The organism is Pseudoalteromonas denitrificans DSM 6059 (assembly GCF_900112265.1).
GTDB lineage: Bacteria > Pseudomonadota > Gammaproteobacteria > Enterobacterales > Alteromonadaceae > Pseudoalteromonas > Pseudoalteromonas denitrificans.
Genome location: NZ_FOLO01000005.1, coordinates 81,373 through 98,447, shown reverse-complemented (window position 1 = coordinate 98,447; position 17,075 = coordinate 81,373). Strand labels below are relative to the sequence as shown.

Sequence of the window (17,075 nt, the reverse complement as noted above, 5' to 3'; positions counted from 1 at the left end):
CCTAAATATACACAATTCATCTAAATTTGTGTATATTTAGTAAGAAAAGTGGAACGTTCCATAAATAGTCGTGTGTATTTTAGTTAACATTGTGTAAACTAAAAACTGAATTTAAATCGGAGAGCCATGCGTGAGTCAACTCAATCTAAGTCAAGCTTATTCATCAGATATTGATAATAATAAAAATTATTTTTTGCCTTTGACGGCAATGACAGTGCTATTTTTTTTATGGGGATTTATAACCGTATTAAATGATTTATTAATTCCCAGATTGAAAGATGTTTTTTCGTTATCTTATACAGAAGCCATGTTTATTCAGCTTTGTTTTTTTGGTGCTTATTTTATCGTTTCTTTACCTGCGGGTACTTTGGTAAAAAAGGTAGGGTATAAGCATGGTGTTATTATAGGGCTAGTTATTGCATCTGTTGGATGTGCCTTGTTTTACCCTGCTGCAATGATCAAAGAATATTGGATTTTTCTTACAGCGCTCTTTGTATTGGCCAGTGGTATTACAATTTTACAAGTATCTGCAAACCCATATGTGGCTGCTTTAGGCCCTGATAAAACCGCGTCAAGTAGGTTAAACCTAGCACAAGCGCTTAATTCACTTGGTACTACTTTAGGCCCTATGGTTGGTAGTGTTCTTTTTTTTGGTGGTACAAGCGCGCTTGTTATCGAAGCGTCTAGTGCTGATAGTGTTAAAATCCCATATTTAATTTTAGCGGGTGCCTTAATGACAATCGCCGTGTTATTTTCATTGCTTAAGTTACCCGAAATACATGCAAATGAAAATGACGATCAAGTTCCATTAGAGACTGCATCATTATTTCAAGCTAAACACCTTATTTATGGTGTGTTTGCAATATTTTGTTATGTTGGAGCAGAAGTTTCAATTGGAAGCTTTCTTATTAACTTTCTTGGTGAAAAGGAGATTGCTGGTATCTCAGAGTCTAAAGCTGCTGTATTTATTAGCTATTATTGGGGAGGGGCTATGGTTGGCCGATTCATTGGTGCTTTTATTATGCGTTTTGTATCACCGGCTAAGATATTATTGATTAATAGTATATGTGTTGTTGCTTTGTTAACTCTTACAATGTCATCAACAGGCAATACAGCTATGTTTAGCGTACTTGCAATTGGCTTATTTAATTCAATTATGTTCCCAACTATATTTACATTGGCAATTTCAGGCTTGGGTAAACAAACCAGTCAAGCTTCAGGTTGGTTATGCCTAGCAATTGTAGGCGGTGCATTAGTACCTCTGTTGCAGGGGCTATTGGCTGATATCTTTCATCTACAAGTTAGTTTTATTGTGCCTGCACTTTGTTATGTTTTTATCATTTGGTATGCATTAAATGTAACTAAATATTCAAGTCTTTGGATTAAAAGTATTAAAGATTAAACATTAAACATTAAAGATTAAAGATTAAAGATTAAAGATCATTGCGTATTAATGTAAGCCACTCTCTTCTTTGAGTAGATTGAATTAATGCGCACTTCAAAAGTTAAATTGCTGTGTTCTGAAGTTAGCAATGGAATGATTGAATACGTATTCATAGCCTATGAATATAATTATTAAGGGAACGTTCCAAGTTTTATATGTAAGAACGATATTACTTCAATTTTCTATATTATTTAATAAAACAGGATAATCTGCTACCTTAGTTGTATACCTTTATTTAAATATCAACCATATGCATCTAATGAAACAGTATTTACTTTTGATGGTATTAGCCTTTAATTGTTTATTTGTGAATGCTAAAGATATTGATTTTCCAACAATCAAGAATAAACAAGGCATAACAGTCGTTGTTGAAAAAGGACATTGGACTGAGTACGTAAATCAATATTTAGCCCCTGAATTTACAAGGCTAACCCAAGTCCCTGTTAAAATAATTGAGTTGGAACTTGCTCATATGCAAGACGTGCAAACTCAAAGCATGGTGAATGCTAAAAGTCAGTATGATGTTGTCACTTTAGAAGCTGGTTGGGCAAAAGAATGGGCGTCAAAGGGTTATACAATTCCATTAAACTCTTTAGCTAAAAAATATGATAAAAAGAAGCAAAGATGGAAAAATTTTTTGAAATATTTTTTTCCTTCTCTTATAGAGATATTAAGTTACAAAGGGCTTCTTTATAGTGTGCCATATAATACTTATGTTATGGGAAATCACTATAGGTATGATTTATTTAATGATGTAAATGAACAAGCAAACTTTCAAGCTCAGTATCACTATAAGCTGGCACCGCCTAAAACTTTAGATCAACTAACCGATGTAGCAAAATTCTTCACACGAAAAAAAGGCCAATTACTTAAAGGACAAGTACTTAACAAAAATTTTTATGGTGTTGCTTTGATGTCTGGGAATAAGCCTCATATAAATGACGAATGGTCTGCTATTTTATGGGCAAAGGGAGGATATTGGTTTAAACCAAATTACGTAAACAAACACTTACTTAATTTTAGTATTCCTAATAATGATGAGTTTTTAAAACAAACTGCATTATATTATTTGAATTTAAAACAATATGCCTTTCCTGCAAATGAAAGTTTTGCGTATATTGAATCGGCTGAAGCATTATCTAATGGTGATGTTGCGATGTGGCCATTTGCTTATAATAATTTATGGGTGAAATCTTCACTACTTAAAAGTAATGATCCAAAGCAGCGTTTTGCTATATCGGCAACGCCTGGTGGAAAACCTTATCATGGAGCATACGCATTTTCAGTTGCTTATGACAGTAAAAACCCTGAAGCTGCTTTTTGGTTTTTAAGATTTATGACATCTAAGCAAGGTCAATTTAAATATGCAAATGGAGGAGGGAATCCAACTAGAAAAGATGTTAGTTTAGAGTTAACACAAAAAATCAAATTATTCTCGCCCCAGCATTATGCCTTAAAAGCTTCTTTTAAAGCTAATATGGCTTGGTCTGGTGATATTAAAAACCATGGTCATTACATGAGTACTGCCATGGGAACAATTTATCCTTTATTAAGTCAATATGCATATTTAATTGCAAGTAAAGAACTTAAATATGATGTAGGTATTAACAAATTAATGTTTGAAATGATGAAGGCTCAAAATGAAAATGGCGAAAAAGCAATGGTAATGCATTGATGCGGCCTTTAAAAATTAAAAACCAACTTAACTTTGCATTTTCTTTCAGTATATTTCTGACCTTATTATGTATATTTATTGCAAATAACCTTGTAGGTATTGTTAGTAAATCGTATGAGGATGTGATTAATAAAACATTACCAATAATAAGACATGCATCGGAATTATCATTTTTATCAAAACAAATAGAATTACGTTTACGTGAAATAAATAATACGATTTTAGCGGGGTCAATAGATGCAAATATGAATGATATTCATCTATTATGGCAACAAATAGACAATTTAATACAAAAGCTACTTGTTGAAAAAATTTCTAAATTATCAATAGATGACCTTTCTAAATATAATGCTTATATCAATACTTATCTTTCTTATAATCAGCAATTTTCTAGGCCTTTATTGTTAAAAAACAATGCTGACAAGTTACAAAAAATACACAGACAGGCTATAGAGTCTGCACATGATTATAGTCAGAATGTTTTGCAAAAAGAGATGGAGCAATTTGCTCGTAAAATTGTCAGTTCTGCGTTGACAAAAAATGAAATGAAACAATTAGAACAGTCTTATAAATTTTATAAAAGTAGCACTGATTTATTAAAGTTCTTCAAGTTAGCAATAAGCACAAATGATATTAATGAATTGAATACGCTTAAGAGAATGTCAGTAAATTTATATCAAAAAATGTTAATAAGTGGTGATAACGCATTCGCATATAAACCTGTTACAACAATTTGGCTAAAAAAAATAGAACATCTTTATGCTGGTGAGTATTCATTATTTAAAAATAGATATGATGTTTTAAGGCTAGGCTCAGTTGTTACCACATTAATTAATCAGCAAATAGACACAGCAAGTAAAATTGAACATGTAGCTGATAACTTAAGTCTTGATATGCAATCAATCATGGAACAAAAAAAGCAAACAACAATAAATACAGTCGATAAAATGAATATACTATTTATTATCATTATTTTTGGTAGTGTTCTTTTATCATTTATTTTTATATGGTTATTCATTAATAAAAGTTTATTAATACGGATCACAACAATACGAGAAAAAATATTACAACTGGCTAATGGTGATGTTGATATTGAAGTTGAAATTCATAAAAATGATGAACTTGGTGATATGGAAGAAGCATTAACTAAATTAAAACATTATGTTCAAAAATCAAAGGATTTGTCTATTCGTGATTCATTAACAGGATTGTTGAATCATGCTCAATTTAAAGAAAACTTAAAATTGGAAATTAAACGAAATTCACGTCAAAATCTTCCCCTTAGTTTAGCAATCATAGATATCGATTTTTTTAAACGATATAACGATACATATGGGCACCCTAAAGGTGATGAATGTCTCAAAATAGTCAGTAAATTAATTTATAATGTTTGTGAAAGAGCAGGCGATAGTGCTTATAGAATCGGAGGTGAAGAGTTTGCTGTTTTAATGCCAAATACTCACGCTATAGAGCAAGAAGCTAAGCTGAGTCAGTTACAATCTCAATTGGCATTAAAAAAAGTAGTTCACGGTCAATCTCAAGTTTCTAATTTTGTAACTATTTCAATTGGAATTTACAGTTGTCAGCCGACTCCAAATACATCAATTGATGATTTCTATAATCGTGCCGATATGGCTTTATACGCAGCTAAAATACAACGAAACTCCATAGCATTGGGATAAATGATGATATTAATTGAAAAAAATTAATACAGCTGAATTCTTCCTAGTTTTATACCATTTTCAATGCTAAATTCTTGCATCGACATACCAATTTATCCAAAAACTCACGCAATTTAAAATTGGTTTTAATAATATATTTTAGGGTTTTTATCTATGAAAAAAGTAGGGCTTGTAGGTTGGAGAGGAATGGTTGGTTCCGTTTTAATGGAGCGAATGCAAAATGAAAATGATTTTGATAACTTAGATGTTACATTTTTTACCACATCTCAATCGGGACAACTAGGTCCAGATTTTGCGGGTATTAGCAAACCATTATTAGATGCTAAAGATTTATCAGCATTAGCTAAAATGGATATTATATTAACTTGCCAAGGTGGCGAGTATACAAATGCTGTTTATCCACATTTAAAAGAATCTGGATGGAATGGCTATTGGATTGATGCAGCTTCTAGTTTACGTATGAAAGATGACAGTATTATTGTACTGGATCCTGTGAATAAGGATGTAATCTTACAAGGATTAGAGCAAGGCGTTAAAACATTTGTAGGCGGTAATTGTACTGTTTCACTTATGCTATTAGCTCTGGGTGGTTTATTTGAACAAGACTTGATTGAATGGGTTAGTCCGCAAACATATCAAGCAGCATCAGGTTCTGGTGCAAGGCATATGAAAGAGCTTATTAAACAAATGGGCGAAGTTCACCAAAGTGTTGCAGATAAACTATCAGATCCTCAAGCTGCAATTCTTGAAATTGATAAAATTATTTGTGAAACAATAAAGTCAGACTCCCTTTCGACTGAGCAATTCAAAGTGCCTTTAGCGGGTAGTTTGATCCCATGGATTGATGTACCAATGCCTACTGGACAGAGCAAAGAAGAGTGGAAAGCGCAAGTTGAAGCGAATAAAATACTTGGTTCATTAAAACAGCCTATTCCTATTGATGGTCTATGCGTTCGTATTGGTGCAATGCGTTGTCATTCTCAGGCAATGACAATAAAGTTAAGAGAAAATATTTCGGTAGAAAAAATAGAATCTATATTAGCAGATCATAACCCTTGGGTTAATGTAATACCAAATGAAAGAGAAGCTTCATCAATAGATTTAACCCCAGTTAATGTTACTGGTACTTTAACAATTCCAGTGGGGCGTATTCGTAAACTCGCAATGGGACCTGAATATATCAGTGCATTTACGGTTGGAGATCAACTCCTTTGGGGAGCTGCTGAACCACTGAGGCGTATGTTACGTATAATTGTTGAGCAATAAATTTAAAAGCCCGATTAAATCGGGTTTTTTTTGGTTGCTGCTTATATAAATTCATTATTTTTAAAGTATGATGATGAAAATTGAGATCAGAATATTATTATGGAATGTTTATGAAAATGATAGTTGCAGTTTTAGCTGTGATTTTAGTGGTATTTTATTTTTATAATAAAATGAATACAAAAAAATTAGCGCAAAAAAACCTGAAACTAGGCGCCGAATTTTTAGCTTTTAATCAAACTCAAGATTCTGTAAAAACGACAGATTCAGGTTTACAATATCAATTATTAACGCCAGGTGAGGGTAAAGTTCATCCAAAGAGTAATAGTAAGGTAAAAGTACATTACCATGGTACTTTAATAGATGGCACTGTATTTGACAGTTCAGTGGAGCGCGGTCAACCTATTTCTTTTGGATTGAATCAAGTTATTTCTGGCTGGACTGAAGGGGTACAATTGATGGTTGTGGGAGACAAAATGAAATTTGTGATCCCAAGTAATCTTGCTTATGGCAATCAAAATGCTGGAAAAATTAAAGCAGGCTCTACATTAATTTTTGAAGTTGAACTAATTGAAATTCAATAAATATAATGCGTAAGAAAACAAGCTTTAGACTTACGCATTGAGACAAAATGATTGACTCTGAAAATTATTCTAAGCCATCAATAATACCTGTTTCTAATAATTTGATATTATTTGCTGCAGGTATTTTAGGTAGGCCAGGCATGCGCATAATGTTACCCGTTAATACAACTAAAAACCCTGCACCTGCATTAATTTGAATTGACCGCACTGTTACTTCAAAATCTCTTGGACGACCATGTAAAGTAGGGTCATCAGATAAAGAACTGGGTGCTTTTGCGATACATATTGGTAAATCAGACAAACCTAATTGCTCAACATGTAATAAGTCTTTTTCGGCTTGTTTAGAGAATGCGACATCATCTGCACCATACATAGACTTGCTAATTGCCCTTATTTTTTCTACAACGGGCATATCTAAATGATAAAGAGGTTGAAAAGGCTTACTTTTACCCACAGAATCCATGACTATTTTGGCCAGTTCTATTGCACCTTTGCCGCCATCGGCATGATGGGTGGTTTCAGAAAATGAAACGTTATGTTTTATACATTGCGCACGGATCAAAGCAATTTCAGCATCAGTATCTGATGCAAAACGATTTAAAGCAACAACAGGGTGTTTGTTAAACATTTCAACACTTTCTATATGTTTATCTAAGTTTTCTAATCCTTGTTGCAAAGCATCTAAGTCTTCATGTTCAAGCTGCTTTTTATTTTTACCACCGTGCATTTTTAATGCTCTTACTGTTGTTACCAATACGACAGCATCAGGATCTAAATTTGCTATGCGACATTTTATATCAAAAAACTTCTCTGCGCCTAAATCAAAACCAAAGCCAGCCTCGGTTATCGTCCAATCTGCATGATGCATTGCCATTCTTGTTGCTAATACGCTATTACATCCATGCGCAATATTAGCAAAAGGTCCGCCATGAACAAATGCGGGGGTGCCTTCAAAACTTTGGACTAGGTTGGGTTGTAAAGCATCACGTAATAGCGCCATCATAGCACCTGTGACTTGAAGTTGTTTTGCAAATATAGGTTCACCGGAATAGCTATAGCCAATTAATGTTTTGTCTAATCTATTTTTTAAATCTTGGGCATCATCAGCTAAACATAACATTGCCATTACCTCAGACGCCGCTGTGATATCAAATCCTCCTTCTCGGGGGACGCCTTGCATTTTTCCTCCTAAGCCTAAGACAATATTTCTGAGACTTCGGTCGTTCATATCCATGACTCTGCGCCAAACAACCTGGCGCATGTCGATATTTAAGGTGTTCCCTTGATATATATGATTATCAATTGCTGCAGATAATAAATTATTAGCGCTTGTGATTGCATGAAAATCACCCGTAAAATGTAAGTTAATTTTATCTCCGGGCATAATTTGGCTATATCCACCACCCGTTGCGCCTCCTTTCATTCCCAAACATGGGCCAAGAGAAGGTTCGCGTAAAGCAAGACAAACAGACTCATTTAATTGCGTAAAAGCCTGTCCTAATCCGATTGTTGTTGTGGTTTTACCTTCACCTGATGGAGTAGGTGTTGTTGCTGAAACTAAAATTAATTTACCTTTTGTATTTTTTTTATCATTTAATGCAGCTAAATCAATTTTAGCGATATCTCGACCATAAGGGTGAACATACTCACTTTTTATATTTAGTTTATTTGATATGTCTGTAATTGGAATTGGTTTGAATTTTTGTGCAATCTCTACATCACTTGCCATAATATGTGCCTTATCTTTATAAAAATTAGATGTTACGCTGTTGAAGTATGTATATTTTGATATGAAACAATATAGCGGATATAAAACAAATTTTAAGCAATTTTATGAGCTCAGATATAAAATTTAAATAATCATAGGAATAATATTGTATTTGTTTATTCAAACATGACTATTTATGTTTTTCGTGGTAATTTAGCGATCCTAATTTTGGAGTTTTTATGATTAATAACCTAGTACTAAGACGTTTACGTTATGCGCTTAATTTACGCGAAGATTCTATCGCACAAATTTTTGCACTTTCTGGCCATAAAATAACTAGTTTTTCAATTAGTTGTCTTCTAAAGAAAGAAGAAGAAGATGCGTATGTTGAATGTACAGATGTTGTTCTCGAAAAGTTTCTTGATGGGTTAATCATAAAAAATCGTGGCGCTAAGGATGATAATCAAACGCAATCAACTCAAAATAGTGCTGAAGTTGTTAGACTAAATAATAATATCATTATGAAAAAGTTACGTATTGCTTTTGAATTTAGAGATGATGATATGCTTGATGTAATGAAAAAAGCTGGATTTAGATTTTCAAAAACAGAAATGACCGCCTTGTTTAGAAAACGTGGAACGCGAAATTTTAAAGCGTGTGGTGATCAATTGTTGAGGAATTTTTTAACTGGTATATGTGAAAAGTTTAGACCATCAGAAAAGAAAGAATCAGCACCAACAGACTCTCCTTGGTCAAAAAAATAAATAGTCATTTGTATTTTAATGGCTAGTGCTAACTAGCCATTTGTTTCATTTACTTTTGACGTGAATTAAACGCTGCCATTTGCGCTTCTGTTGCAGGTAATTGATGTTTTTCTTTCCACTCGCTGTAAGGCATTTTATATACCCACTCTTTAGCTTCATCCATATCTAAAGTGACATTCAGTTCTTCTGCTTCTGAAGTTAGCCACTTACTGAGACAGTTACGACAAAAATTTCCCGTGATCATCAGATCTATATTTTGAACTTCTTTATTATTATCTAAATGTGTTAATAAACGTCTAAAAGCTGCTGCTTCTAATTCAGTACGTGTTTTCTGATCCATGATGTATCCATGCTGTATAAATTAATTATTAAATATTTTACCAGAAATAAAAAAGGGTAGCTAAGCTACCCTATTTATATCATTTTATTTATTATGAAAATTGACGAATTATGCGACCAGAATCACTTCCTTTGTTTGATCTTGGTTTTTTAGCCCATACATCATCACGACCGCGTGAATCATTTCTGCTTCTAGAGTCATTTCTACGTCGTGAATCATTTCGGTTTCCACGGTCATTACCTTTACGGTCTTGATTGTTTTGATCTGTGGCGCGTGCTTCTTGTATTTGAGCTGCAGTTACTAAGCTTGGTGTAATTGCTTGTCTGCGAATTTGAACTTGTTGTAATTTTTCAAAAGCATTTTTGTCCATATCTTTTGGTAAATCAACATGTGTAAAGTCACCATATAACCTGATTTGGCCAATGTCACTTGCACTGATTGCAATTTCATTTGCAACAGCACCAACAATATCTCCAGGTCTAACACCTTGACTACGACCAACATTAAAACGGTATGTTGTAAATTCACCATTGTCACGGCGAGGTCTACGCTCACCACGCTCAGGTCTATCTCGACCATTTCTGTCATTTTTACCATTACGTGAACTGCGCTCATTCTTATCAAAAGCACGCTCTACCGGATCAGGTTGTGGGAAAAATGGCATTTTAATTTGGCGCTCAAATAATAATGCTGAAGCAAGTTCTAAAGCAGATAATTCAGTTGATTCAGCTACTTTTTCAAGTATTTCTTGAAATTGGCTTAAGTCATTACTTTCAATTAGTTTTTCTAGTTTTTCTTGAGTTTTAGCAACACGTTTCTTACCAAGTTGTTCTGAAGTTGGCATGTCAAAAGTACCAATTTGACCATCTGTTACACGTTCTAATCGGTGTAAACTACGCATTTCTCTTCCGGTAGCAAACAAAATTGCTTCACCTTCTCGGCCAGCACGACCAGTTCTACCTATTCTATGAACATAAGATTCTGGATCATGTGGTAAATCATAGTTAATAACATGAGAAATACGAGGTACATCTAATCCTCGAGCTACAACATCTGTTGCAATTAAAATATCAATTTTTCCTGATTTTAATTGATCAACGATACGTTCTCTATCTTGTTGTTGTAAATCACCGTTAAGTGCTGATGCAGCGAAACCTTTACTATTTAAATGTTCAGCTAGCACAATTGTATCATTTCGAGTTCTTACAAAAACAATCATTGCATCATAATCAACCACTTCTGCAATTCTTTCAAGGCCTGCATTTTTACCAATTCGGCCTACACGCCATGCTTTTTGTGTGATTTTTGCGTTATTAGCTTTAACTGATTCTATTTTAATATGGGTAGGATCTGTTAAAAACTGACGCGTAATTTTTTTAATTGGCGCTGGCATAGTTGCTGAGAAAAATGCCATTTGCGTTTCATTAGGAACATGTTCTAAAATCCACTCTATATCTTCTAGAAAACCCATGTTAAGCATTTCATCTGCTTCATCTAATACACATGCTTTTAAATTATCTAGATTTAAACGACCTTTTTTGATGTGATCCATCATACGGCCAGGTGTACCAACTACAATTTGTGGACCGCGTTTTAAATCGCGTAATTGTGGTGTATAAGATTGACCACCATATACAGTAGTTACAAACATGCCTTTAATATGTTTAGCAAAATCAGTTAAAGCTTCGGCTACTTGAATTGCAAGTTCGCGGGTAGGGCATACAACTAACATTTGTGGTGCACGTAAATTTGCGTCTAGTCTTGATAAGGTTGGTAAACCAAAGGCTGCTGTTTTACCAGTTCCAGTTTGGGCTTCACCTAAAACATCGCCACCGGCTAATAATGCAGGAATAGATTGTTGTTGAATAGGGGTAGGCGTTGTGTAGCCCATTTCAGAAATTGATTGTAAAACAAATGGGTTTAAATTTAATTCTTCAAAAGTGATATTTGTGCTATCAGTCATGTATGTCTCTTTCAATTCTTAGTAAAGAACGAGGCTAAAGCTTTAAAAGACATCCCCTTGACCTAAAATGTATGCATAAAATTATTATATATGCGGATCTCAGTCTTGTTGTGAAATAGCTTGTTTGAATAAACAAATTTTCACAGATGCTTTCAACCTCAGTTATTGTAATCATTAAATAGTAGCTAAACCTATTTATGATTTACCGAACTTGGCTGTACTTAAATCTCAGTGATTATAAGTAGGATTATGTCTTAATCTCAAGCACCTGTCGGAGTGAGGCGTACTATACAGTTTTTATTGTCAAACACAAGTTTTAAATAATTAATATGTATTTTACGACATGATCAAAGTGCAATTGTAAAATTTGTAAATGTAATGCTAATTCTATTTATTAAAGATTAATGAGTAATTAATTCGTTATCTTAGATTAAAATAAATAAACAATTCATTTGAACTCTTTATTTATCTGTATATAATTCAGCCAAAATTAAGCTATCATAGCTTAAAAGTATTTTTAGATAAACTCAGAGGTCTTCATGAACAAATTATTATTAACACTTAGTGGCGCATTATTTTTGACTAATGTGCAAGCTTCTCAAACACAAAGTTATGAATTTGAAGTTGTTAAAATGGATCTTGAATCACAAATTTGCATAATGGCTGCACAAAAAGGCATAAAAGCAGCCAAAACATTGGCAAGTGAAAATGGTATATTTTTAAGTGCTTATAAAAATGATTTTTATTGCAACTCAATTCCACTAAACCGTTTTGTTAAGCAGTATGGAAATGAAGTTTCAGCTGTTAAATCAGATACTGATTTACAAATTGAATTATTTTCTGCAGATAAGAATTTAGAATCTGATTTATGCGTTAAAGCAGTAAAAACGGGTATTGAAGCAGTTAAAACTGAACATAAAAATGTTGATTCTTTACGTTGTAATGGAAAATCAATTAAAAAGTTTGTAAAAAAATATTCAGAGAAGTCTGCTATTTAAAGAGCATATAAACTTAATTTATTTATTGCCATATATGAAGAATGCAGCCAAAGGGCTGTATTTTTTTTAGAGGTTTTAATGATTTCTATATATAAATAAATATCTTTAATAGCCCATAAAGAAGGTTATGTTAAATAGACTATAATTTGTTAATTGTAAGGTATTGCTTCTATTCTTTTTAAATATAAACATCATATTTGTATTTTTATTAAACTGATTTTAAATATAAAATAATGTCCAGTACTAAAAGGTATCGGACTTTATGGTATGATCTCTTCATATACACTCTGATTACTTACATTTATGCTAATAGCTCTAGTCGATACATTAAAACAACTACGTCTTCAAATTACACATTTAGAAGAAAATACATTAGATCATGAATATCCACAATTGCATGGTTTTATGAATAAAATCTCTAGCACAATACCCAATACTTTTGATGATCTTAAATTTTTATATCAATTCCTATTTGTTTATGGTCGAAAATCTGAAGGTACTTTTAACCGTTTTAGAGGTGAACTAGAAAGGTTTTACTTATGGTCATGGCATATAAAGCAAATGTCAGTTTTTGATTTAAAACGTGTTGATATCGAAGAATATATTGAATTTGTTGTTAAACCTGATCCAAAATGGACCACTGACTCTGTGCAATGGCGATACAAAAATGCATTGCATATTCGAAAACAAAATGAAAAATGGCGTCCATTTATAACAAAAGAAATAGGTTTAAGTCAGCAAAGTTTTTCATCATTATTTACAGCACTGAATGTATTTTATAAATTTGCGATATTAGAAGAAAAAACATTTTCTAATTATGTACCGGTTGTGAAAAAAAATAGTCCATATTTAGTTGTGCAATCACAAATAAATATGCCTGATACTTTAAGTGATATTCAGTGGGAATATGTTTTTGGTATTACAAAAGATAAATGTATTGAAGATCCTAATTTAGAAAGAAACCTATTTGTTTTAGCTTGTTTAAAAGGTTTGTATTTAAGAATTTCAGAATTGTCTGAGCGATCTCAGTGGTCAGCTGTGATGTCAGACTTCTGGCAAGATAATGATAATTTCTGGTTTTTACGGGTGATGGGTAAAGGCAATAAATTAAGAGATGTCACTTTATCAGATGATTTTTTAGAATATTTAAAACGATATCGCGTTTACCGTGGGCTAAGTGCCCTACCTCGTTCAGATGATTCATCTCCTATCGTTCATAAATTGAGGGGCCAAGGCGGAATGACTGTTCGCCAACTTCGCAGGCTGGTTCAACAAAGTTTTGATTTAGCTCAGGCCTCATTATTTAAAGATGGTTTTTTTGATGATGCGGAACAATTAAAAGCAGCAACAGCACATTGGTTGAGACACACAGGAGCTACACATGATGCACAATCTCGACCTCTAAAACATTTATCTGAAGACTTAGGGCATTCAAAAATTGCAACAACAGATCAAATTTATATTCAAACAAATGTGAAAGAGCGCGCAAAGTCTGGTTTAAAACGAAAACTATAATCAAAAAATGAAAAGAGCGAACTTAAGTTCGCCCTTTACTTCGAATTAAACTTTTTCAGCTTCCTTTATAAAATTTCAGCTAACAATTCTATTGGGTGTCTTGGTTTGAAATTTTCAAATCGTTTCACTTGGCTACGACAAGAAAATCCAGTTGCCAAAATAATATGCCTTTGATTATTTTCAATCACTGGCTTCCAACTCATATCGTAAAGTGCTTTAGAGTTATTAATATTTTTTGCTTCATGACCATAAGTTCCTGCCATACCACAACAGCCTGTACTAACACTTTTTAAATCTAAATCACTTTGTTTAAAAATATTTTTCCAAACATTTACTGTATTTGGTAAAGCGGTTGTTTCTGTACAATGATTAATTAAAACAAAATTCTTATCGTTGGTATTTTTTACAAGAGGAAATTTTTGATGCTCTAACCATTCATGCGCTAGTAAAACCTCAAAATCACCTCTTTCGCTTTTTAAAATACTATTATATTCATCACGGTAACACATTACTAAAGATGCATCGAGTCCAATCATTTTGATATTCAATTTGCTTACTTGATTCAAAAATTGTGCTGAATTTTTAGCTGTAGCTGAAAAGGATTTCAAAAACCCTTTTACATGCTGTGGTTTACCATTCGGTTTAAAAGGTAATAATATAGGTCGTAAATTTAATTTTTCAACTAATGTAATTAAACTGACCACTAATTCCGCTTCATAAAAACTGGTGAATGGGTCTTGTACAATTAAAACTGTTTTTGATTTTTCAACTTCATTTAAATTATTTAACGCTTCAAAATTGAATTCATAATTAGATCTAACTTGTTTTGCAAGTGATGGCTGACTTAACAAAGGTGTATCAATATATCCAATATGATTTTTAATAATTTCTTTTGTTAGTTTCATTTTTAAAATAGGATTAATAACTAAAGAAAGCTTTGACATTAAGGGTGCTGTTTTTTCAATGTTTGCAACAAAATAATCTTTTAAAGGACGCGCATAAACACCATGATAATAATTTAAAAAACGAGACCTGAATGTTGGTACATCAACATTAATAGGACAAGCTGTGGTACAGGCTTTACATGCCAAACATTCTTCCATTGATTCTTTTACTTCATGAGAAAAATCATATATTCCGTTAGATTTCTCTTTTGTGTTATTGAGTTTTCCAAACCAAGTTTTAATATTTGAGATTGTGGTGGATTTTGCGTTGATTTGCTGTTCAGTTTTAATTAAATCAGTGCCAGATTTTGTTTGTAATCTTAACCATTCACGCATTAAAGATGCACGACCTTTTGGTGAGTATCTTCTGTCACCTGTCACTTTATATGATGGGCACATAGGTGACTTTTCATCATAGTTAAAACATAAACCGTTGCCATTGCAGTTCATTGCATTTTCAAAACTGGTTTTAATATTTATTGGGATCTCTTTATCAAACCAAGATCTTTTTTGTGAGTCAACGCTAACTAACTCAAAATCATTTGTCGTTGGTGTGCATATTTTTCCTGGATTTAATTTATTGAGTGGATCAAATGCGGTTTTTATTTCTCTTAATTTTAAAAATAACTCCTCGCCAAAAAAATCAGGACCGTATTCACTTCTGTATCCTTTTCCGTGTTCACCCCACATTAAGCCACCATATTTGGCTGTGAGTTTTACAACTTCATCAGAAATTATTCTTAATAACTTTTCTTGTTCTGGATCACACATATCAAGTGCTGGTCTGACATGTAAAACCCCGGCATCAACATGACCAAACATGCCATAGTCAAGTTCATAGCCATCTAATAAGGTTCTAAATTCTTGAATATAATCAGCTAAAAATTCTGGTGGCACCGCAGTATCTTCTGCAAATGCTAAAGGTTTTTTGTTACTTGCTGTTTTACCTAATAGCCCAACAGACTTTTTACGCATGGCATAAATTTTCAAAATATCATCTTTATCTGTTAAAAGTTGATAGCCAATTAAGCCTGCTTGCTGGTTTTGAATTAACTCATCTAATCTTGAGCATAATGATTTTACTTTAGAGTCAATCTCTTCTTGGGTTTCTCCATTAAACTCAACCATGTTTAAACCTTGCATATTTTTGCCTGGTACATCAGTGATTAAGTTTGAAACTGAATGCCAAATGATATCTTCTCGTGCTAAATTTAAAACTTTACTGTCTACGGTTTCTACAGAAGTTGCATTGGCTTGAACTAAAAAAGGAGAGTTTCTTAATGCTGAATCAAAACTATCATATTTAATATTAATCAGTGTTTTGAAGTTTGCAATTGGTGTAATGTTCAATTTTGCATGAGTAATAACAGCCAATGACCCTTCAGACCCTGTGAGGACACGACCTAAATCAAATTCAGAGAGTTCATTATTTAATATATTCTCAAGATCATATCCAGTTAAAAAGCGATTAAGTCTAGGAAATTTTTCAAGAATCAATGCCCTATTATCAATTCCTATGTTCAAAACCGTATTGTATAAACGTCCGACAGTATCATCTTTTTCAGCAATTTTTTTTGCATTCTTGAGGGACATTTTTTGAGTTGAAAACTGGGTACCATCTATCAATACCGCATCTAAAGAAAGAACATGATCGCTGGTTTTTCCATAAACTAATGATCCCTGTCCTGAAGCATCGGTATTGATCATACCGCCAATTGTTGCACGATTACTGGTAGATAAGTCTGGAGCAAAAAAGAATCCATAAGGTTTAAGAAAGTCATTAAGTTGATCTTTTATAACACCGGTTTCAACTTTAACCCATGATTCTTCGACATTTATTTCTAGAATATTTCTCATATGTCTAGATAAATCAAGTACGATGCCAGGTGTTAAAGACTGACCATTCGTACCAGTACCACCGCCTCTAGGGCCAAAGGTTAGCTTTTTGAATTCGTTTTTATTGGCTAGTTCAGATGATATCTGAATATCTGATGCACTTTTGGGAAATATAACTGCTTGTGGAAGTTCCTGATAAATACTGTTATCGGTTGAAGTTACTATTCTTGTCGCAAATGAAATGTCTATATCGCCGCTAAATGCGGTGTTTTTTAATTGCGATATATATTGCTGTGTTAAATCTGAAACTGTATCTGTTTGCGATAATTTTTTTATCATGATCTTTTATTCAAAAAATA

At 32.9% G+C, this 17,075-nt stretch carries 12 protein-coding genes; 8 read left to right on the top strand and 4 right to left on the bottom strand.

Going from position 1 to position 17,075, the window contains the following annotated elements:
• Positions 1-130 precede the first annotated feature (130 nt).
• The 5 genes from BM088_RS04965 (at position 131) to bamJ (ending at position 6,648) form a co-directional block, all read left to right on the top strand.
• Positions 131-1,402: a sugar MFS transporter gene (locus BM088_RS04965; protein WP_091980874.1), complete on the top strand. Its 1,272-nt coding sequence runs from the start codon at positions 131-133 to the stop codon at positions 1,400-1,402.
• Positions 1,403-1,703: 301 nt separating this feature from the next.
• Entirely contained in the window at positions 1,704-3,119 is a 1,416-nt protein-coding gene (locus tag BM088_RS04960; protein WP_177207954.1) for an ABC transporter substrate-binding protein, read from the top strand.
• A complete protein-coding gene (locus BM088_RS04955) occupies positions 3,119-4,801 on the top strand; it encodes a diguanylate cyclase domain-containing protein (RefSeq protein ID WP_091980868.1) in 1,683 nt (560 codons plus the stop codon). The genes BM088_RS04960 and BM088_RS04955 overlap by 1 nt, the downstream gene beginning before the upstream one ends.
• Before the next feature lie 153 nt (positions 4,802-4,954).
• Entirely contained in the window at positions 4,955-6,067 is a 1,113-nt protein-coding gene (gene asd, locus BM088_RS04950; protein ID WP_091980864.1) for an aspartate-semialdehyde dehydrogenase, read from the top strand.
• A gap of 110 nt (positions 6,068-6,177) precedes the next feature.
• Entirely contained in the window at positions 6,178-6,648 is a 471-nt protein-coding gene (gene bamJ / locus BM088_RS04945) for a BamJ family beta-barrel-assembly machinery protein (protein WP_091980860.1), read from the top strand.
• 64 nt (positions 6,649-6,712) lie between these two features.
• Here the strand turns inward: bamJ and BM088_RS04940 are convergent, their stop codons facing one another.
• Positions 6,713-8,377: a formate--tetrahydrofolate ligase gene (locus BM088_RS04940; RefSeq protein WP_091980856.1), complete on the bottom strand. Its 1,665-nt coding sequence runs from the start codon at positions 8,375-8,377 to the stop codon at positions 6,713-6,715.
• 218 nt (positions 8,378-8,595) lie between these two features.
• Here BM088_RS04940 and BM088_RS04935 point away from each other — a divergent pair, with 218 nt between their 5' ends.
• On the top strand, positions 8,596-9,120 hold the full coding sequence (locus BM088_RS04935; RefSeq protein WP_091980852.1) for a YehS family protein: 525 nt from the start codon (positions 8,596-8,598) through the stop codon (positions 9,118-9,120).
• A 49-nt stretch (positions 9,121-9,169) separates the two neighbouring features.
• On the opposite strand, the gene BM088_RS04930 is transcribed toward BM088_RS04935, so the two are convergent.
• A complete protein-coding gene (locus tag BM088_RS04930) occupies positions 9,170-9,460 on the bottom strand; it encodes a DUF1244 domain-containing protein (RefSeq protein WP_091980848.1) in 291 nt (96 codons plus the stop codon).
• A gap of 91 nt (positions 9,461-9,551) precedes the next feature.
• Complete coding sequence (locus BM088_RS04925; RefSeq protein ID WP_091980844.1) at positions 9,552-11,423, bottom strand: DEAD/DEAH box helicase; 1,872 nt, start codon at positions 11,421-11,423, stop codon at positions 9,552-9,554.
• 539 nt (positions 11,424-11,962) lie between these two features.
• On the opposite strand from BM088_RS04925, the gene BM088_RS04920 reads away from it, so the two are divergent.
• Together BM088_RS04920 and BM088_RS04915 are read left to right on the top strand one after the other, a co-directional pair.
• Positions 11,963-12,421 carry a hypothetical protein gene (locus tag BM088_RS04920; RefSeq protein ID WP_091980841.1) on the top strand — a complete coding sequence of 153 codons (459 nt, stop codon included), beginning with the start codon at positions 11,963-11,965 and terminating at the stop codon, positions 12,419-12,421.
• Positions 12,422-12,724: 303 nt separating this feature from the next.
• Complete coding sequence (locus tag BM088_RS04915) at positions 12,725-13,936, top strand: tyrosine-type recombinase/integrase (protein WP_091980837.1); 1,212 nt, start codon at positions 12,725-12,727, stop codon at positions 13,934-13,936.
• Between the two features lie 65 nt (positions 13,937-14,001).
• Here the strand turns inward: BM088_RS04915 and ydiJ are convergent, their stop codons facing one another.
• Positions 14,002-17,055: a D-2-hydroxyglutarate dehydrogenase YdiJ gene (gene ydiJ / locus BM088_RS04910; protein ID WP_091980833.1), complete on the bottom strand. Its 3,054-nt coding sequence runs from the start codon at positions 17,053-17,055 to the stop codon at positions 14,002-14,004.
• Between the last annotated feature and the right edge of the window lie 20 nt (positions 17,056-17,075).